The sequence below is a fragment of the Paenibacillus sp. FSL H7-0756 genome (assembly GCF_038006765.1).
Lineage (GTDB): Bacteria > Bacillota > Bacilli > Paenibacillales > Paenibacillaceae > Paenibacillus_AQ.
Genome location: NZ_JBBOVT010000003.1, coordinates 1,211,922 through 1,231,487 on the forward strand (window position 1 = coordinate 1,211,922; position 19,566 = coordinate 1,231,487).

Consider the following 19,566-nt stretch of genomic DNA (forward strand, 5'->3'; position numbering starts at 1 on the left):
GCCCACAATCCTTTTAATATTCATAAAAAAGAAATAAATTCCAGAACATCATTTCGTTTGTGTCGTAAATGCCAATGTTCATCGGCTGGACGACGCCATCTTTGACGCAGCCTACCCCGGTGGCGGCCGTGACAGCTATCACCCCAAAATGCTTACCATAGTCATCATTTACGCCTACATCCAGCGAATCTATTCCTCTCGTCAAATCGCCAAAGCGGTACGAGAGACTATTCCCTTTATTTGGCTGGCTGGGCGGCAGCGACCCGTTTTCCGCACGCTGAATTGCTTCTGTTCCCAGCGAATGAAGAACGTCCTTGAGACGGTATTTACCGTCATACTTCAGTTTCTGGTTGAAGAGAAATACGTTTCGCTGGAGCATTACTTTTTAGACGGAATCAAATGTATTAAAACAAGCTACAAATGACCAAAAACTCAAGAAGCAGCGATTCTCCAATAATGAGAGAATCGCTGCTTTTTGAGATTTAAGCTTTTGAAGATAGAGCCCTGTCTCGGCTAGGTTACTTTTGGGACAGCCCCATTAAATCGGCCGGAAGCGGGCCAGATGGAAAACTGAAGGGGTTGTCCCCGAAGTGATTTTCTATGGGCGGCGACAGCCACTTGCAGAAATCTCCGGAAGCCAAAGGATACCTCCATTTTACTTTTTGTTTCTTTTTTAAGGATGGAAGAATAGCATCCCGCTTAAACAGCGGAGCGTCCATCCAAGTGCTCACGTTGATACCACTACGCAATAAAGAGTTGTACCGCTTGTGTGTTATTTCACCTGCAAATTCCGGTCGATCAAAGCGATGCGCTGCTGTACGCAGGCATAGGAACGAAGCGGATCTTCAGGAGTATTCATGACATAATCGAGCAGTTGGTCTACAGTGGTGGCAGCTACATGGATGCGGGTATCGGAGGAGGCATAATAGATAAAGACCTCGCCGTTGTCACGGGCAATGACGCCGTTGCAGAAGACAACATTGGATACATCGCCGACGCGCTCTTCACCGTCTGGAGCAATGTAATGTCCGCCTGGGGCATGAGTCACGCGGTTAGGCTCCGCAAGGTCAGACAAGAAGGCATACAGCACATAGCGCAGGCCGGCAGCCGTATTGCGGACGCCATGGGCGATGTGCAGCCAGCCGAGCGGTGTTTTGATCGGGGCCGGACCTTGTCCGTTCTTCACTTCTTTGATGGTATGGTAGTAGCGCTGGTCCATGATCGTCTCGCGGGTGATAACGGCGTTCTCAATCTGTTCCGATAAGCCCCACCCGATGCCGCCGCCGGAACCGGCGTCAATGAACCCGTCCTGCGGGCGCGTGTAGAAGGCATACTTGCCGTCAACAAATTCTGGATGCAGGACCACGTTGCGCTGTTGGGCCGAGCCGGTCTTAAGATCGGCGAGACGCTCCCAGGTCTTGAGATCCTTGGTACGGGTAATGCCGCACTGCGCAACGGCGCTGGACAAATCGCCAGGGACAGCGTCCGGGTCCTTGCGTTCGGTGCAGAACAGGCCGTAGATCCAGCCATCCTCATGCTGTACCAGGCGCATATCATAGACGTTGATATCCGGATCTGCGGTCTCAGGAAGCACTACGGGGTGATCCCAGAAGCGGAAGCCGTCCACACCGCTGCTGCTCTCGGCAACGGCGAAGAAGGATTTGCGGTCATTACCTTCCACCCGGGCAACGATGTAGAATTTGCTATTCAGTTCAATGGCTCCTGGATTGAATACGCCATTCACTCCGATTCTCTCTGCGAAATAAGGGTTGCTCTCCTCATTGAAGTCGTAACGCCAGATCAGGGGGGCGTGCTCCGCAGTGAGCAGGGGATACTTGTAGCGGTCATAAATACCGTTGCCGTAAGGCAGCTTCTCATTGGGGCGAGTGATGAGTGCCTCATAGCGTTCCGTTAACGCCTGCTTGCGTTGTTCAAAGATTGTGCTCATTGAATAGTCTCCTCTACATGTGATGGTTCGCCAAGCCGTCTAATCATCTCGAAGCAGGCCCGGCTGTTGTGATAGGGGCATTTCCAGGCGCTGACCTTCGGTGCATGGGCCAGCGGCTGCAGGGATTCATCCACTCCCCAGTGCCATTCGCCCAGCTGATGATCAATAATATATTTCTCTGTGAAGCTCCATGAGCTCTCAGCGGCTTCCAGAAAACGCAAATCTCCGGTTAACTGATATGCATTGTAGAATCCGACCATGGCTTCAGCCTGCGGCCACCAGTCTCTGGATTCGCGGGCTTTGTCAATGAAGCCGCTAAGATCTGCCTCGTTCCAGATTCCTCCATCCGGCGCTACCCCCTCAGCCAGTGCAGCTTCGGCCATCGACAGGGATACCTTGCGCACGCGTTCAAGCAGGACCTCATCTCCAAGAACTTCCGCAGCTTCATAGAGCAGCCAGCTTCCCTCTATGTCATGGCCGAAGGAGATATGCTCTGACTTCACCTGCCACTCTTCATCCATGAACAAATGGAAGTGCTTGCCGTCCGAATCCAGGATATGGTCCAGCATCGTTTCGATCAGCTCAGCCAGCTTGCTTCTGAGTGTCTCTGATTTCCATACCCGGTACAAGCCGGTATACCCTTCCAGCACATGCAGGTGAGTATTCATGGATTTCTTCTCATTCATATCCTTTGTGCTGAGACTTAGGGAATCGGTCATCTCCCACTCCCGCGATAAGGCTTCAATATACCCTTTGTGAAGAGGGTCATAACCGTATTTCTCAATCAAATGGAACAATTGGGTGGCTTGGCGCAGGACGTCGTCCCGGCCGGTAGCATGATGGTACTCAGCCAGGGCATAGATGACAAAGGCGAGTCCATAGATTTGTTTCTTGGGCTGTGAAGCAGATCCGTGTTGATCTACCATCCAGAAGAAGCCGCCGAATTCGGAATCTGTGAAATGCTGAATGAGATAATCATAGGCACGGTCGGCCATAGCCAGATAATCTGCGGTTCCGTACATGTTGTAAGCACTTGCAAATGTCCAGAGAATTCGTGCATTCAGTACAAGGCTTTTGTCCGCACCGGGCAACACGTGCAGCTGATTGTCCATTTCACCGATAAAGCCGCCATAAGTATCATCCAGGGTATGCTTCATCCAGAAGCCCAGAATATTGTCTTTCAGCTCTGCTTCCAGCCGGGTGCGCCATACTTCGGTTGCATTGTTCATATTTGTTTTGTTCACTCCTTAATAGTGCTTGCTGGTGTTGGAGTTAATTTTTATAATTGTTATTATTATATTAGTTTATAATGATAACGATATATAACCATGTTATAACCCTTTTCGGCCGGGAATTCAAGCGGGAATTGGATGAAGTCAATTGAAGACTATAAAAGTGGATAGGGGCACATTTTTTAATGGTTATGCAGAGTCTATAATTGTATTGATAGCGCTATCATCAGAGATGAAACGACGGGGGCGATAGGGTGGTAATCCGGATCATGATTGCGGATGATGAGGAAGTGATCCGCCGCGGGCTGGAGAAGATCGCTTCCAGAATGGATGTGGAGGTCAGGGTGATCGGCTCGTACGGCAACGGGCTTGAGGCCTGGAACCATTTGCAGGAGCTAAGCCTGGAGGAGATTGATCTTCTTATTACTGATATCAAGATGCCGAGAATGGATGGATTCCAGCTGATTGAAGCGGCGAGAGGACATCTTAAGCAGCTGCCTATAGCAGTGCTGAGCGGCTTCAGTGAATTCGACTATGCCCGTAAGGCTATGCGCTTCGGTGTACTTGATTATCTGCTGAAGCCCATAGATAAGGCACAATTATATGATCTGCTCAAAAGTGTAGAAGCGGCCCGGCAGACACTTGCGGCTGCTCCCTCCGATGAAGTGCCGCATCAGCCTTCCGAAGGCGGGGAGCATTATGTAGTCGAGCAGATGAAGAGCATTCTTGAGCAGGATTACGGTCTTAATTTCGAGCTTGAGCGGCTGGCTGAGGCCGTGGGAATGAATGCGAGTTATATCAGCAGGCTGTTCAAGCATAAGACAGGTCAGACCCTTACCGACTACTTGATCGGCATCCGCATTGCGGAGGCCAAGAAGCTGCTTCTCCATCATCCGGACCTGAAGAATTATGAGATTGCTGACAAAGTCGGCTACAGCGATCCGGTGTACTTCAATAAGCTATTCAAGAAAATGTGCGGCATGACGCCTAAGGAGTATAAAAGCCGGTACAGATCATAAGCTTGCGTCGCACTTTACAGGAAAAGAGCCCATTGGCACTACCATTTCACTTCTTCAGGGAGTGACAGGGTAGTGTTTTTTCGCGGTTGTGCAGACGTTTTGTTTTTGCTGCCACTATATTTTAAATAACAAAAATAACAAATAGAAGACCAGAAAAAGCAATTGAAACCATCGTTTAAAGGAGTGGTAGGGTCTATAATTGCAATGAAAGCGATAACAACAAGGGATTCTAGATGAATGGAGGATAATTTAAATTCTGTGTAGTAGGAAAATGGATCTCACTGTTATTGTTTTGTTATTATACTATTCCGTTCTAAATGAAGAGAGGGGTCAGAAATATGATGAAAAAAACCAAAGCAGTTACCGGGTTGGCAACGCTGACACTGATGGCCGGTCTATTCTCCGGCTGTTCATCTAACAACAATAATGCCACTAATGCGGCTGCAACCAATGCAGGCGGGAACACAGGCACCGCTGTGGAGGCCACTGCCGCTCCTGAGGGAGATGCAGCTAAAGATATCAAGGGTGATATTACGGTAATTACACAGCGGACGGATATTGTGGATACTGTGTTCAAAGACTACGCCGCCAAGTTCAACGAGAAATACCCGAATGTCAAAGTGAATTTTGAAGCCTTGTCGAACTACGAGGATCAGATCAAAATCCGCATGAGCACCAGTGATTACGGAGATGTTCTGCTCCTGCCTACCAGCGTAGCGATCAAAGACCTGCCGGATTTCTTCGAGCCATTGGGTAAAAAGTCTGATCTGGAGCAGCAATATACAGGCCTCGAAGAGCGGACGGTAGACGGGATTTCCTACGGTATTCCGATTACGGTGAACTTCTCCGGCGTGATCTATAACAAGCAGGTCTTCAAGGATGCCGGAGTGACCGAGGTTCCAAGAACCTTCGACCAGTTCTCCGCTGCACTCAAGAGTATCAAGGAGAAGACGGATGCCGTTCCTCTCTACACGAACTATGCTGCGGGCTGGACGCTGACTCAGTGGGAAGCGGATCTGGCTACCGTTGCCGGAGACCGTGAATATGTCAACATCGGCCAGGTAGCCTCCGACGATAACTTCGTTCCAGGCCAGCCGCACTATGAGCTCTACAAAGTAATGTACGATGCTGCCAAAGAGGGTCTGATCGAAGAGGACCCGACTACAACCGACTGGGAATCCTCCAAGGCAGATCTGGCGAACGGCAAAATCGGTACGATGATTCTGGGCTCCTGGGCCATTGGTCAGATCAAAGGACTGGCAGCGAACCCGGATGATGTAGGCTTCATGCCATTCCCGACCAATGCCGACAAGATTCTGGTTCCGCTGTCTGACGACTATAATCTGGGGGTTAGCATTCACAGCAAAAATAAAGAAGCCGCCAGAGCATGGGTGGACTGGTTCATTAATGAATCCGGTTATCCGACTACTGAAGGGGGAGGCATGAGCCCGGTAAAGGGAGCCGAGCTGCCTGAAATTCTCAAGCAGTTTGAAGGCACAGACATTACCTTCGACACGCTTGCTCCAGCCAAAGCCGGTGAAGAAGGCTGGGTGGATGCCATTGATAAAGAGGCGGAAATCGGCCTGTGGCAGCCTGACTTCAAGAAGGTAATCATCGAAGCAGCAATTGGCAACCGCAAGCAATCCTATGATGACATTATGAAAGAACTGAATGATAAATGGAAAGCAGCCAGAGCCAAAATTGTCACTGCCAAGTAGATTAAAGATCAAAAGAAAGGGGAGATGCCGGCAAGGCATGATCCCCTTCACTTTTTCAGGGATAGAAGCGCAGTGAAGAGCAGTAAGTTTTCAGGAGGTGTGGAGCGTGCCTAAATTGTCTAACCTGAGCTATAAAAATCAACGGATTCTGATCATTTTTTTATTTTCGCTAGTACCCGTAGTTCTCCTGCTGACGTTCTCCTATTTACCTGTCTTTAAAATGTTTCAGTACAGCTTCACCAGCTGGAACGGGCTAAGCAAAAATATGGAGTACATCGGCTTTGACAACTACAAGACGATCTTCACCAAGCCGGAGTACTTCGCCGTGTTCAAGGTCAGCTTGTATTACTTTTTCGCCACCTTTGTCCAGATGGGGCTGGCGCTTTATTTTGCGACGATTCTGAGCTTCAATGTCCGGCTTAAGAACTGGTTCAAGGGGATTCTGTTCTTCCCGACCCTGCTGAACGGTGTGGCGATCGGATTCATCTTCCTGTTCTTCTTCAAGCCGGAAGGCACGCTTAATACCATTCTTGATCTGCTCGGCCTTACGTCACTCCAGCAGAAATGGCTGCTGAATCCGCAGCTCATTAATGTCTCTCTCGCTTTTGCGTCGGTATGGCGTTACATGGGGATGAACTTTATTATCTTCCTTGGTGCAATCTCCTCGATCGGCAGCGATATCTATGAAGCCTCGGAGATAGACGGGGCTAACCGCTGGCATCAGTTCCGGCATATCATCATTCCAAGCATCAAGCGCATCCTGCAGCTCAATCTGATCCTCGCGGTCAGCGGGGCGATTGGTGTGTTTGAGATTCCGTACGTGATGACCGGCGGCTCCAACGGCAGCGGTACTTTTGTCATCCAGACCGTCGATGTGGCCTTCAAATACAGCAAGCTGGGGCTGGCTTCGGCCATGGCTGTGGTCTTGCTTGGTATTGTGATTCTGGTCACCATCCTGCAGCGCATTCTGATCAAGGAGGAGAAATAGAGCGATGCATACCTTGAAATACAACCTGGCGGCTTTCTTCAAATATCTCTCCCTGGTGCTGGGTGCGCTGATGGCATTGATACCGATTGTGGTGGTCTTCTTCGCTTCCCTGAAAACCAATGCCGAGTATGCCTCAACCGGTCCGCTGACCCTGCCGGAGAACTGGCTGAATTTCGCCAACTATTCTAAAGCCTTCGTAGACGGAAACATGCTGCTCGGCTTCATGAACACGATCATTATCGTCCTTATTTCCATTGCGGGCGCTACGCTTACCGGCTCGATGATGGCTTACATTCTGGCCCGCTTCAAATTCAGAGGCAGCAAGGCGCTGATGGGGGCTTTTCTGCTGGCTACGCTGATTCCCGGAGTAACGACGCAAGTAGCAACTTTTCAGATCATCAATGCCCTGGACTTGTTCAATACCCGCTGGGCGCCGATTCTGATGTATCTGGGGACCGATATTATCGCTGTCTATATCTTCATGCAGTTCCTGGACTCGATCTCTGAATCGCTTGACGAATCGGCAATGCTGGATGGCGCCTCCTACTGGACGATCTATTGGAGAATCATTCTTCCGCTGCTGAGTCCGGCCATTGTGACGGTGATTATCGTGAAGGGCGTTAATATCTACAATGATTTCTATACCCCATTTCTGTATATGCCAAAAAGCAGCCTGCAGGTCGTATCTACCGCGCTGTTCAAATTCAAAGGGCCTTACGGCTCCCAGTGGGAGGTCATCTGCGCCGCGATTATGATCGCCATCATTCCGACGCTGATCGCGTTCGTAGCGCTGCAGAAATACATCTATAACGGCTTCGCCCAAGGGTCGGTCAAATAAAGCGGCAAGCCGGGGAGTAACACACCATCGCAGCGGCTGCTGCAACTATTATTGGAGGGATTCTATTATGAGAGAAGTTAAACTGACTGGCAGCCACAGCCTGCCGAATATGCCTTGGCAGGACAGACCTGCCGGGAATGACAATCCGGTCTGGAGACATAGCGATAACCCGGTAATCAAGCGCAATCCGGCCAAAGGGGTCGCCCGTATCTTCAACAGCGCGGTGATCGCTTACGAGGGCAGCTTTCTGGGAGTCTTCCGCGTTGAGGATAACACGACCCGCCCCCATCTGCGGATGGGCCGCAGCGCGGACGGTCTGGATTGGGTCATTGATGAGCAGCCGATCCAGTTCAAGGACGAAGCAGGCCAGCCATACATGCCGCGTTACGCGTATGATCCCCGTCTGGTAAAGGTGGAGGATACCTATTACATCATCTGGTGCACGGATTTCTACGGGGCGGCAATCGGCGTTGCCAAGACACAGGATTTCAAGAGCTTCGTCAGTCTGGAGAATCCCTTCCTGCCGTTCAACCGTAACGGCGTGCTGTTCCCGAAGAAAATAGGCGGGAATTTCGTTATGCTCTCCCGTCCAAGTGACAGCGGACATACGCCGTTCGGTGATGTTTTCCTCAGCGAGAGCCCAGACTTCGTGTACTGGGGCAAGCACCGCCATGTCATGACCAAGGGCGGACAAGGCTGGTGGCAGAGTACCAAGATCGGCGGCGGCCCTGCGCCCATTGAGACCTCGGAAGGCTGGCTGATGTTCTACCATGGGGTAACAGGGACCTGTAACGGCCTTGTCTACAGCATGGGCGCTGTTATTCTGGATGCAGATGAGCCTTCAAAAGTGAAATACCGCTCCCGCAACTTCGTGCTGACACCGGAAGAATGGTATGAAGAAAGAGGCTTTGTCAACAATGTCCTCTTCCCTTGTGCTGCGCTGAGTGACGCGGATACCGGACGGATTGCCATCTATTACGGGGCAGCGGACACCTATGTTGGTGTTGCTTACACCACCGCTCATGAAATCGTTAATTACGTCATTGAGACTCATGAAGAGGTTGGCGATGATGCCGGTCCCGGGAGAATCTAGAGCTTGCCGCATACAACAAAATCACAGCCGTAAAAGATCTGTTGGTATATCATGAGTATGGTCATGAATATCTTCCCTATCTTTCTGATCGGACGCTTCAGATGTTCATGACCTTGTAACGGGCTCCTTCCGTTCAAGAATACATAGAATCCGGCGGTGATTTTTTGAGCAAGTCAACAGTTCGCAGTACATCTATTCTTACTCGGCTGCATCCCTCCAAGTCGCTGGGGATGCGGCTCTTTCTGGTGTTTTTCATCGCGACCATGGGTATTGTGCTGTCTCTGGGGTATATTTCTTACTCTGTGGCCAGGCATACGATTGAGAACAATGCATTGTCCGCTAATCAGCAGACCGTGGAGCAGGCGGCAGAGAAGCTGGATGTGATCCTGCTGCGCTATGAAGATAATCTGGGTCAGCTGTTCTACAATGATGATATTCAGCAGGCAATTGCCTTGGAAGGTCTTGCAGCCGCAGATTCAGCGAAGCGCACAGAGCTCTCCAAGACGATTAAAGGGGAGCTCAATCAATGGCTCACGGCTGTACCCGGGGTGCAGGCAGTGTATCTGGTTCCGCTGAATGAAGTGTTGCCCGCAGCCGGAGCTGGTGAAGTGGATAAAGATTTCCTGGAGGCGATCCGTGATGCAGCATGGTACAAGCAGTTGCAGGAGAAGCCGCAGAGCCAGTGGATTACCGAAGCGTTGAAGCAGGGAGAGGCCGCAGGAGTGGTGCGTTTCGCTAAGTCTGTAGCGGCGGAAGCGGGTCACTCCGGTTATCTGGCAATCTGCGATATTAAGACTACAGAGCTTGACAGCCAGCTGAAAATGGTTGATCTGGGCCCGGGCTCCTATATCCAGCTGCTGACGTCCGCAGATGAGCTGATCGCCTCTTCCCAGCAAGAGGAAACGGACACTTATCTGCGCCTGGGCGGCACTCTGTTCAAGGGCTTAAGTGATACCTCCGGCTCTCTGCCGACCAAGGATGAGAAGGGCAAATCCATTCTTGCTGTCTACGGCACACTGCATACCTCCGGCTGGAGGATGCTCGGTGTGGTGCCTTCCGGCAATCTGACCAAGGATGCGGGACGGATTCTTAACACGACCTACATTGCAGTGGCCGCCGCTGCCGCCGTTGCCGTGCTGATTGGACTCTGGATGGTACGGATGGTCTCGCGTCCGCTGTCACGGCTGCGGGATCTGATGGTCAAGGGCGCAGACGGGGATCTGCGCGTACGCACCGATGTCGTCACCCGTGATGAGATAGGCCAGCTGTCCGGCTCCTTCAACCTGATGATGGAGCAGATTACAGAGCTGGTCGTCCACACCAATGAGACCGCGCGTGAAGTTACGGAAGCAGCGGAAGCCCTTGGCAATGCCTCCCGGGACACAGCGGTGGCAGCGAAGGATATTGCTGCAGCCACGGAAGAGATTGCCGGCGGTGCAGGCAGTCTCTCGCTGGAAGCGGACCGGGGGAATGAGATGACGGCTCAGATCTCGGAGAAGATGGAAGCCGTCATTGCAGTGGCCCATGAGATTGGCGGAACTGCGCACAGCGTGGAGCAAGCCAGTGCAGAAGGGGTAGTCAAGCTGCAGGAGCTGCTGGGCAGAACCCAAGAGACTGGCGACAGGACAGGCAAGCTGGTTCTTAAGGTGAATGAACTTAAGGATACCGCCTCATCGGTGATTCAGGTGCTGGAGGTCATGCAGAGCATCACCCAGCAGACCAATATCCTGTCGCTGAACGCTACTATTGAAGCAGCGAGGGCAGGCGAAGCGGGCAAGGGCTTCACGGTTGTCGCCGATGAAATCCGCCAGCTGGCGGAGCAGTCCAAGCGTTCCATTGCCGTTGTGGGCGAGATTACGGACCGGATCATGCGGGATATGCATGAGACGGTAGACGCCCTGTCCGAGGTTGCGCCGCTGTTCGGGGAGCAGATGGACTATGTTCAGAACACCAGTGAGATCTTCACTAGTGTACAGGGGCAGATGCATCAGCTGATCACCAGGCTGGATTCGGTCTCCTCTTCGATTGACGGCCTGAACCACTCGCAGCAAGTCTTGTCAGAGACTATAGGCAATGTCAGTTCATTCGCGGAAGAATCCTCGGCCGCCTCTGAAGAGGTAGCTTCCCTGACCGGAGAACAGGAGAATGTAAGCGAATATCTGGTTACCCTCTCCGGTAAGCTGGAGAATGCTTCCTCCAGACTGCGGGAGCGGTTATCGAAGTTCAACGTGTGAGCCTAACTTTTTCAGACCGCTTTCCTTCATGGGATGCGGTTTTTTTGTATGCGAAAAACTGACAATAATGGGCCGATAGGGGGTGTGTGGGCCAGATGTAATCGAAAAACCGATCACATTGCGCTGGATGGTGGTGTGTGGGCCAGATGTAATCGAAAAACCGATCACATTGCGCTGGATGGTGGCGTGTGGACCAAATGTAATCGAAAAACCGATCACATTGCGCTGGATGGTGGCGTGTGGACCAGATGTAATCGAAAAACCGGTTACAATTCCCGGGTTCGGGGCTCGCGACATCCACGCTCCCCCTGGCTAAAGCTGGCGCTCGCCAGAATCAAGCAGATGAAGAAACGTGAAGGACTGCTAATGTGTATGAGGCATCAGCATGGTTACCCGTTAGGGTTATTTTGCTTCATGAGGTGGGTATAATATTAGCCATGGTTCTGCAGCCCACTTGATGGAGGAATAGCAATTGCACAAGCTGATTCATAAACGTATATTTTGGGGATGCCTGATCCTGTGTATGCTGCTGGCGGGCCTGATGATCAGGCTGGCCTGGGTACAACTGCTGCTGAAGGATAGCGTAGTAAGCGGCACCCGTTACACGGTAGCTCAGATGGCCGAGCTGCAAAGTGAGCGGGAGACTGTGCTGGATAGCGGAAGAGGGCGGCTGTATGCGAAGAACGGGGAGGCGCTGGCCGGAGAGACGGTCTGGACCGCTGCGCTGTTCCCGCCGGAGGAGGAGCTTCACCAGCCTCATGGTGCAGGTGAATATAACGATGACCAGCAGCTTCACCGGCTGGCTGAGATTCTTGGCGTCAGCTACAGTCAGCTGCAGGCAAGACGGCTAGGGCTAAAGGAGCCGCTGCTCTGGCCTTCCGGCCAAGGCACCGGTCCGCTGGCTCTGACTCTGCCGCAGGCCAGAGAGGTAGAGGCGCTTGAGATAGAAGGCGTCAGGGCACTGCCTTTTGCCCGCAGATATAACGGGTCTGCATCCGGCCGTCAGTGGCTAGGTTATCTGTCTGAAGCTTCGGGTGCAGCTATCACCCAATCCCCTACAGGGCTGAGAATTCCAAGAACCGGCACAGACGGGCTGGAGAAGACGCTGGAGCCGCTCTTGCAGGGTGTTGGGCATACGGAAGCTGTCGCCCAGGTGGATGCACGCGGCAAACGGGTCCCGGGCAGCCCGATCACAATCAAAGCGCCGGGTAACCCCTATTACCCGCTGTCTCTATATACCACTATTGATCTGAAGCTTCAGGAGAGCATTGAGCAGCTGGCGGTGGAAGCAGGGGTGAAGGAAGGGGCGATTGTGGTAATGGACAGCCGGAGCGGAGATATCGCAGCGATGGTCTCCTTGCCGTTCTACAATCCGCAGCAGGTCTCCCCGCAAGGCGGAGAATGGAATAACCGTGCACTACAAGCGGCAGCTCCAGGCTCTATCTTCAAAATTGTTACGGCTGCTGCCGCACTTGAAGCCGGGCTGACCGCACCGGAGGAGTCCTTCTTCTGTGCAGGAGCGTATGGAAAATACGGATTGTCTTGTCCGCACGGCAAAAAACACGGCGCCCTTACGCTTAAGCAAGGGTTCGCCGTGTCCTGTAATACTGTATTTGCTACGCTGGCCGAGCGGCTGAGCGGTATGAAGCTCCAAGCTACCGCGCTTGCCCTGGGACTGGGCCGGAGCATCGGGTGGCAGGCGGAGAATACGCTCGGACTGCCACTCCTGCGGCCGCTGGCCGGGGAGCAGCCAGGGACGATCTTCACTACGCTCCTGCCGGATGACGGCGGGGCGAGAGTCCAGACGGCGATCGGCCAGCGTGATGTGCGGATCACTCCGCTGCAGGCGGCGAATCTGGTCGTCACGCTGCTGCATGGCGGCGAGGTGAGAGCGCCGCGGATTCTGCAGCGGGTTGCTTTTGCCAATGGACAGACGCTTAAAGAGCTTCCGGGACATCTGGCGCCAGCACCGGAGGGTCGGATCTCTTCGGCCACTGCCCATATGCTGCTGGGCATGATGCGCAGCGTAGTCACAGAGGGCACAGGCCGTATGCTGAATTCTTCCGCTTGGCCGCTCGCCGGCAAATCAGGAACGGCCCAGACGCTGGTGCATGGCACGCCCCGCAATAATCAATGGTTCATCGGCTATGGTCCGGTGGACCAGCCGAAATATGCGGTGTCTGTGGCGATCGAGAATGTGGCTCCAGACAGTCCGCAGGCCGCCACCCGCCTGTTCGGTCAGGTGTTCGAGCTGTTGTCGGGTCTGGAAGGCGGATCAACCGGCGCCTGAGGATCTGGACCGGCAGGCTCTACATTAGCATTAGACCCGGCATTTCCGGCCGGACCGTCTCCGCTGCTTCCGGGACCGCCTGCCGTAGATGTCCCCGAGGCCGCGAAAGGCGAGACGACGAACTCCTCCTGCGGCAGATAGATCCACTGCTGGAGATATCCCTGCTGGAGCAGCTCCTTGAGCAGAATCAGCAGAATCGGCGACAGAATGAGGCCTGCAATCCCGAACAGGGAGGAGGACAGAATCACGAAGGAGAGCATCAGGAAGGCAGAGGAGACACCGATTGAATTCCCTGTGATTTTGGGCTCCAACAGTTGTCTAACTACCATTACTACAGCCAGCAGAATGATGAGCCCGATCGCCAGCGGCGTATTGCCGACAATGAACAGATAGATGATCCAAGGGATCAGCACCGCAGGTACGCCGAGCAGCGGCAGCAGATCGACCACGGCGCAGACCAGCGCTATGGTGAGTACATTGCCCGTGCGGAGAATCAGCAGACCGGCAAGAATAATAATGAAGGTGATGCTGATCAGAATCATCTGAGCTTTGATATAAGAACCGATCGCCCTGAACACATTTCCCTGCAGGAAGGCGTAGGCTGTCTTGAACGTCTTCGGCAGCTTCTCGTGGGCAATCCGGCGCCAGTCCTTAATCTCCATACTGAGGAAAAAGGCGAGAATGATCGCAATCCCGAAGTTAGCCATAAAGGAAGAGAAAGAGCCAAGCACTCCGACCATATACTTAAAGAAGGCGACCATCCACTTCGAGAGAATATTGGTGGCATCTGTGAAATAGCCGTTCAGCTTATCCGTCACATCGGATGGAAGCGAATCGATTTTGTGCTGAAGATAAGTCGTAGTCTCTGCGAAATGCTGCTGGACCACGTATGTATATTTGGGCAGATTATTCTGGAGGTGAATCGCCTGGGTCGTAATCAGCAGTCCGGCACCGAACAGTACGCCCAGCAGGATGACCAGGAAGAGGACCACGGAGATCGCGGACGCGAAGGGCTTGGCCATTCCCTTGCGGTTCAGGAAGCGGGCCAGCGGCTCAATCAGCAGAAATACAAAAAAGGACAGGAACACCGGCGCAGCCAGCTGGTACAATTTGCTGAAGCTGAGCATCACTAAATATACAGTTAGAACAAGCAGTCCAATGTCGAAAAAGGTGCGCCAATATTTTTTGTACAGCGGCAGCATAGATTTAAACGACCCCTTTGTGAAGAAAAATTTGTAACCGGCACTTCAACTCATTGTACACGATTTTAATAAAAAACGTCTATTTCTTTGACAGCTGTGTTAAAATAGGAGGTGATGTTTTTTAAAGCTGTCGCTTCTACTTACTCTACTTGGCCGTATCACATCTATCTCCTAAAAGACGTAAGGCGAGCCAAAGTCAACTCTGGAAAAGCGGTGATTGTATATGCAGACTTTGCTGCTCTGGCTTTTTTATATCTCTACTTTTTATGCTTTTATTCCTGGTATGATCAGCCGTTTATTTGGTTATCGTGTCTTCCGAAGAGGGATCGGGCGTACGGATTACGGCCTGACCTTCGATGACGGGCCTGACCCGCATTATACACCGCTGCTGCTGGATCTGCTTAAACGCTACGATGCGAAGGCGACCTTCTTTGTCGTTGGTTCCCACGCGGAGAGACATCCCGAGATCATCAAGCGAATGCATGACGAAGGGCATTTGATCGGAATTCATAATTATGTGCACAAGACGAACTGGCTGATGCGTCCCGCTACGGTGAGGAAGCAGATTGACCGGACGGACGAGATCATCTTCTCCATTACCGGCGAGCGCAGTACCTATTACCGGCCTCCCTGGGGGATCGTGAACCTGTTCGACTTCTCCAAGCGCCGTCAGGTGCAGATTGTGCTGTGGTCGGCAATGTTCGGCGACTGGAAGGAGAAGCTTGGAGCGGAAAAGCTGACCGAGAAGCTCATTGCGAAGCTCGGTCCGGGTGAGGTGCTTCTGCTGCATGACTGCGGGACGACGATCGGCGCCGATCCGAATGCGCCGGAGCATATGCTGATTGCACTGGAACGGATGCTCGCCGAAGCTGAGCGGCGCGGACTGCGCAGCGTCCGGATTGACGAGATGATCAAGGCGGTGCAGCGCTCCCCGATCACGCATTTGTCTTTCGGCAAGCGGCTGCTTGTCGGATTGTGGCTGGCGTGGGAGAAGCTGTTCCAGCTAATGTTCCAGCTCAAAACGATCACGCCGGCAGATCCGTTCCTGCATTACCGTCTGCGCAAGTATCAGGGCAATACGGTACTGATGGACAACGGCGAGACCTTGAGCAAAGGCGATAAGGTCATTGAGCTGCACATCGACAACAGGCAGCTGTTCGAGCTGGGGGTGCATTCCCGTTCTCCGGCTCAGCTGGCGATCCGCATGATCCGCCGGATGGAGAAGGATCTGCCGCTGCTCGCCGTGCATATTGCCGGTGATATCGAGCTGGCCGAAGCGAAGGCGCTCTACGGTGTGAGCATGATTAACCGCGGGCCGGAGAAATTCGGCTTCATGGTGGTGGACCTGCCCAGCGGTCTGTTCGCCCGCTCGACCAAATTCTATCTCAGTGTTCTGCTGAGCGTCATTCACCCCTCAGGCGGGGCAAGGCTCAAGGTACGCAGCGAGGTGCTGGTGCCCAAGATGATGCTGATGCCCGTGTCGCAGCTGCTGAACCAGATGAACCAGCGGCGGCCGCAGAAGCCGGTGGAGCGGGTACACGAAGAGGGACTCACGCTTGAAGCTGAACTGCCTGGAGCAACGGTGGTTCATTGAAGACGAAGCAGTGTTCACAGCACTTATATTATTGATCCTCCGCTGGCCTATCAGGCCGGCGTTTTTTTGTTCCTGCACATTATGCAACAATTCATCCGGATCAGTGGATATTTCGAGCTCAAAGCTGCAGTTCGTGCAACAAAAAAGAGCAGCCCCGGCCGCATATGCGGTTGGAACTGCTCTTATCCTCATTACATTTGCTCAGGCTCAGGCTGTCGCTGACGATTAGATCTTCAGCACGCCGCCTTTACTTGCATTGGTAACCAGCTTGGAGTAACGGGCCAGATAACCAGTCTTCACCTTCGGCTCGAATTCTTTCCAGCCCTGGCGGCGGACCGCCAGCACTTCCTCGTCAACCAGCAGCTCGATCTTACGGTTATTGAGGTCCAGTTCGATGATATCGCCATTCTCTACAAAAGCGATCGGACCGCCCTCAGCCGCTTCCGGCGAGATGTGACCGATGCTAATCCCGCGGGAGGCACCGGAGAACCGTCCGTCCGTGATCAGGCCGACCTTGGCACCCAGACCCATGCCGACGATCTGCGAAGTCGGAGCCAGCATTTCCGGCATGCCCGGTCCGCCCTTCGGACCTTCATAACGGATAACGACTACATGGCCTTCTTTGACCTTGCCGTTCGCGATACCTTCCAGTGCTTCCTCCTGGGAGTCGAAGCAGATGGCAGGTCCTTTGTGATAGCCGCCAACGGAAGCATCCACCGCACCCACCTTGATGATGGAGCCTTCCGGAGCCAGGTTGCCGTAGAGTACGGCCAGTCCGCCAACTTGGGAATAAGGGTTATCGATGGTATGAATAACAGATGTATCCTGGATCTCATGCCCGGTTACATTCTCGGCCAATGTCTTGCCGGTAACCGTCATACAATCGCCGAAGATCGCGCCCGGCTTCTTCAGTAATTCGTTCAGCACGGCGCTTACGCCGCCTGCCCGGTCCACATCCTCGATGAAGATATCGGAAGCCGGAGCCAGCTTGGCCAGGTAAGGAACCCGGTTAGCTACTTCGTTGATGCGTTCCAACGGATAATCGATTTCGGCTTCCTGAGCCAATGCCAGAGTATGCAGCACGGTATTGGTCGAGCCGCCCATCGCCATATCCAGCGCGAAGGCATTGTCCAGCGATTCCTGGGTTACGATATCACGCGGCTTCAGGTCCAGCTTGATCAGCTCCATGAGCTGGGTTGCTGATTTGCGGACGAAGTCTCTGCGTTCTTCGGCTACGGCCAGGATGGTGCCGTTGCCCGGAAGCGCAAGGCCCATAGCTTCGGCCAGACAGTTCATGGAGTTCGCGGTGAACATACCGGAGCATGATCCGCAGGTAGGACAGCCGTATTGTTCGAGTTCGAGCAGCTCAGCATCGTTGATCTTGCCGACCTGATGCGCGCCAACGCCTTCGAATACAGAGGTCAGGGAGAGTTTCTTGCCTTTGCTGTCTACTCCGGCCTTCATCGGCCCGCCGCTGACGAAGATTGTCGGGATGTTGACGCGCAGTGCGCCCATCATCATGCCCGGGGTGATTTTATCACAGTTGGGAATGCACACCATGCCGTCGAACCAGTGCGCGGATACTACCGTTTCCAGAGAGTCGGCAATGATCTCGCGGCTTGGCAGCGAATAACGCATACCGATATGACCCATGGCGATACCGTCATCTACGCCGATAGTATTGAATTCAAACGGAACCCCGCCGGCTTCACGGATGGCTTCCTTCACGATTTTGCCGAATTCCTGCAGATGCACATGACCAGGAACAATATCGATATAGGAATTGCAGACCGCGATGAACGGTTTGCCGAAATCCTCTTCTTTAACGCCTGCTGCCCGCAGAAGGCTGCGGTGAGGAGCGCGGTCGAAGCCTTTTTTGATCATATCTGATCGCATTTTCTTGTTTGCCATGATGACTTTTTCCCCCTAACAGTATTGGTGAAGCGAATATAGTGCCGCATTAACGCATTGCAATCCCGAAATATACGTACCCTGCGGTGATTGGTTACGAACGTTAATAGAGAGTCTATCACAAAAAGCCTGTTTTTTCTACCGGACAATGTGAAGTTTGTCGGCGGGTCACGCATGTAAAGTCTGGGCTAATATACACAAAGAAGCCTATCCCGTAAAGGATAGACTTCGGCAAATTGATATAACGTGGCAGCTTCTTTCTATAGAGAGCGCCGGATGGCGGCACGCTGCAGGGAGATCATCCAGTCTATGGGCGGCTCCACGAGCGGATTCAGCAGACGTCTGACCGCAGGCTGGGCGAGCAGCACCGTGCATCCTACTGCACCGGCGAGCAGCAGGGCTGCTCCGGCGGAGTTGCCGATATAGGCATACAGGCCGGAAATCACCGCCGTGCGGACCACAAAGCCATGCAGCAGAAAAACATAGAGGGTCCGGCGTCCCAGACCGGTCATGCGGCTTAACCCGTAAGGCACCAGGCCCAGAAATGACAGGGAGGCGATGAATTGCAGGCCATAGACCGCCAGCCGGAACAGACCCGCATACCATTCATGGGCGCCAAGCTGCATATAAGTCATACTGCCGTATAGCCAGCCGATGGGGAGATCACTGCCAAACAGGCCGACAGCAAGGAGCAGCAGGAGCGAAGCGGCGGCGGCAATGCTTTTGACATACCGCTGATACAGCTTCACAAAAGCTCCGAAGGAGAAATGGTACCCGATCACAAAAAAGGGCAAATAGACAAAGGTGCGGCTGATGCTGAACCAGATCCCGTCCAGTTGCAGATAACCTACGGCCATTCCTGCCGTAACAGCGAAGGCCAGTTGGGCGCTGCGGGTCCAGCGGCTCATGCCCAGCATCAGCAGGCGCCAGCAGATGTGGCTGGCCAGGAACCAGAGCAGCAGATAAGGAGCAAAGAAGGAATGCTGTATATTATTGACATGAAACAGGGAGGCGTCAAGTAGGGAGTAGAGGCTCTGAAAAATAACATATTGCAGGGCAATCTGCAGGAGTACCTTGCGTCCAGGCGCTCCATGTAAGCTTGAACGGGCAAAGTATCCGGTCACCAGTACAAACAGCGGCATATGAAAACTGAAGATCCACTGGTAAAGCGTGTGAAGTCCGCTCATTTCTTGAATCAGGGGTTCGATCGCATTGGCCACAAAGACAGTTACAATGAGCATGAAGCGCAGGTTAAGAAAAAAAGTCTCTCCGCGCGTGTCAAGCGGGCTTTCCCGGGTCATGACGTAACCTCCAATGAAATTAGGTTTACAGGGGATTGATACTTTAATTTTAAAATACATGATTTCCGGACAATAAATTGTGAAATACATCACAATAGCAAGCCTATCATTGGAAATGTCTGGGGCCAGATGTGGCGAAGTCTTGAAGGTTGTTTGAATTCACCGATTCCCTTATAATTTTCAGTATGCAGTAACCGG

14 protein-coding genes and 2 pseudogenes are annotated in these 19,566 nt (G+C 52.9%); 10 read left to right on the plus strand and 6 right to left on the minus strand.

Annotated elements, in window-relative coordinates; translation table 11 throughout:
* Positions 1-37: 37 nt before the first annotated feature.
* Positions 38-400: pseudogene (locus tag NST04_RS31290) on the plus strand (transposase); the annotation flags it as partial.
* Between the two features lie 372 nt (positions 401-772).
* Here the strand turns inward: NST04_RS31290 and NST04_RS31295 are convergent.
* Positions 773-1,948 carry a glycoside hydrolase family 130 protein gene (locus tag NST04_RS31295; RefSeq protein ID WP_341187706.1) on the minus strand — a complete coding sequence of 392 codons (1,176 nt, stop codon included), beginning with the start codon at positions 1,946-1,948 and terminating at the stop codon, positions 773-775.
* Complete coding sequence (locus NST04_RS31300) at positions 1,945-3,177, minus strand: AGE family epimerase/isomerase (RefSeq protein ID WP_341187707.1); 1,233 nt, start codon at positions 3,175-3,177, stop codon at positions 1,945-1,947. The genes NST04_RS31295 and NST04_RS31300 overlap by 4 nt, the downstream gene beginning before the upstream one ends.
* 257 nt (positions 3,178-3,434) lie before the next feature.
* On the opposite strand from NST04_RS31300, the gene NST04_RS31305 reads away from it, so the two are divergent.
* From NST04_RS31305 to NST04_RS31335, 7 genes and pseudogenes are all read left to right on the plus strand, one after another.
* A complete protein-coding gene (locus NST04_RS31305) occupies positions 3,435-4,199 on the plus strand; it encodes a response regulator (RefSeq protein ID WP_341187708.1) in 765 nt (254 codons plus the stop codon).
* A gap of 341 nt (positions 4,200-4,540) precedes the next feature.
* Positions 4,541-5,917, plus strand: a complete 1,377-nt coding sequence (locus NST04_RS31310) for an ABC transporter substrate-binding protein (RefSeq protein WP_341188113.1) — start codon at positions 4,541-4,543, stop codon at positions 5,915-5,917.
* Between the two features lie 106 nt (positions 5,918-6,023).
* Entirely contained in the window at positions 6,024-6,905 is an 882-nt protein-coding gene (locus tag NST04_RS31315) for a carbohydrate ABC transporter permease (protein ID WP_341187709.1), read from the plus strand.
* Between the two features lie 4 nt (positions 6,906-6,909).
* Positions 6,910-7,743 (plus strand): carbohydrate ABC transporter permease, encoded by an 834-nt coding sequence (locus NST04_RS31320; protein WP_341187710.1) that lies wholly within the window; start codon positions 6,910-6,912, stop codon positions 7,741-7,743.
* 67 nt (positions 7,744-7,810) lie between these two features.
* Entirely contained in the window at positions 7,811-8,836 is a 1,026-nt protein-coding gene (locus NST04_RS31325; protein ID WP_341187711.1) for a glycoside hydrolase family 130 protein, read from the plus strand.
* Positions 8,836-8,955, plus strand: a pseudogene (locus tag NST04_RS31330) (acetylxylan esterase); the annotation flags it as partial. The gene NST04_RS31325 and the pseudogene NST04_RS31330, both read left to right, overlap by 1 nt.
* A gap of 45 nt (positions 8,956-9,000) precedes the next feature.
* Positions 9,001-11,070 (plus strand): methyl-accepting chemotaxis protein, encoded by a 2,070-nt coding sequence (locus tag NST04_RS31335; protein ID WP_341187712.1) that lies wholly within the window; start codon positions 9,001-9,003, stop codon positions 11,068-11,070.
* On the opposite strand, the gene NST04_RS31340 is transcribed toward NST04_RS31335, so the two are convergent.
* Entirely contained in the window at positions 11,050-11,367 is a 318-nt protein-coding gene (locus NST04_RS31340; RefSeq protein ID WP_341187713.1) for a hypothetical protein, read from the minus strand. The genes NST04_RS31335 and NST04_RS31340 overlap by 21 nt on opposite strands.
* Positions 11,368-11,542: 175 nt before the next feature.
* Here NST04_RS31340 and NST04_RS31345 point away from each other — a divergent pair, with 175 nt between their 5' ends.
* On the plus strand, positions 11,543-13,360 hold the full coding sequence (locus tag NST04_RS31345) for a peptidoglycan D,D-transpeptidase FtsI family protein (RefSeq protein WP_341187714.1): 1,818 nt from the start codon (positions 11,543-11,545) through the stop codon (positions 13,358-13,360).
* Here the strand turns inward: NST04_RS31345 and NST04_RS31350 are convergent.
* A complete protein-coding gene (locus tag NST04_RS31350) occupies positions 13,309-14,562 on the minus strand; it encodes an AI-2E family transporter (protein WP_341187715.1) in 1,254 nt (417 codons plus the stop codon). The two genes, NST04_RS31345 and NST04_RS31350, sit on opposite strands and share 52 nt — an antisense overlap.
* A gap of 223 nt (positions 14,563-14,785) precedes the next feature.
* Here NST04_RS31350 and NST04_RS31355 point away from each other — a divergent pair, with 223 nt between their 5' ends.
* The gene (locus tag NST04_RS31355) at positions 14,786-16,156 is read left to right on the plus strand and encodes a polysaccharide deacetylase family protein (RefSeq protein WP_341187716.1); all 1,371 of its coding nucleotides are present in this window, start codon (positions 14,786-14,788) and stop codon (positions 16,154-16,156) included.
* A gap of 225 nt (positions 16,157-16,381) precedes the next feature.
* Here the strand turns inward: NST04_RS31355 and ilvD are convergent, their stop codons facing one another.
* Both ilvD and NST04_RS31365 read right to left on the minus strand, forming a co-directional pair.
* Positions 16,382-18,067 carry a dihydroxy-acid dehydratase gene (gene ilvD / locus NST04_RS31360; protein ID WP_341149017.1) on the minus strand — a complete coding sequence of 562 codons (1,686 nt, stop codon included), beginning with the start codon at positions 18,065-18,067 and terminating at the stop codon, positions 16,382-16,384.
* 260 nt (positions 18,068-18,327) lie between these two features.
* The gene (locus tag NST04_RS31365; RefSeq protein WP_341187717.1) at positions 18,328-19,368 is read right to left on the minus strand and encodes an acyltransferase family protein; all 1,041 of its coding nucleotides are present in this window, start codon (positions 19,366-19,368) and stop codon (positions 18,328-18,330) included.
* Positions 19,369-19,566 lie beyond the last annotated feature (198 nt).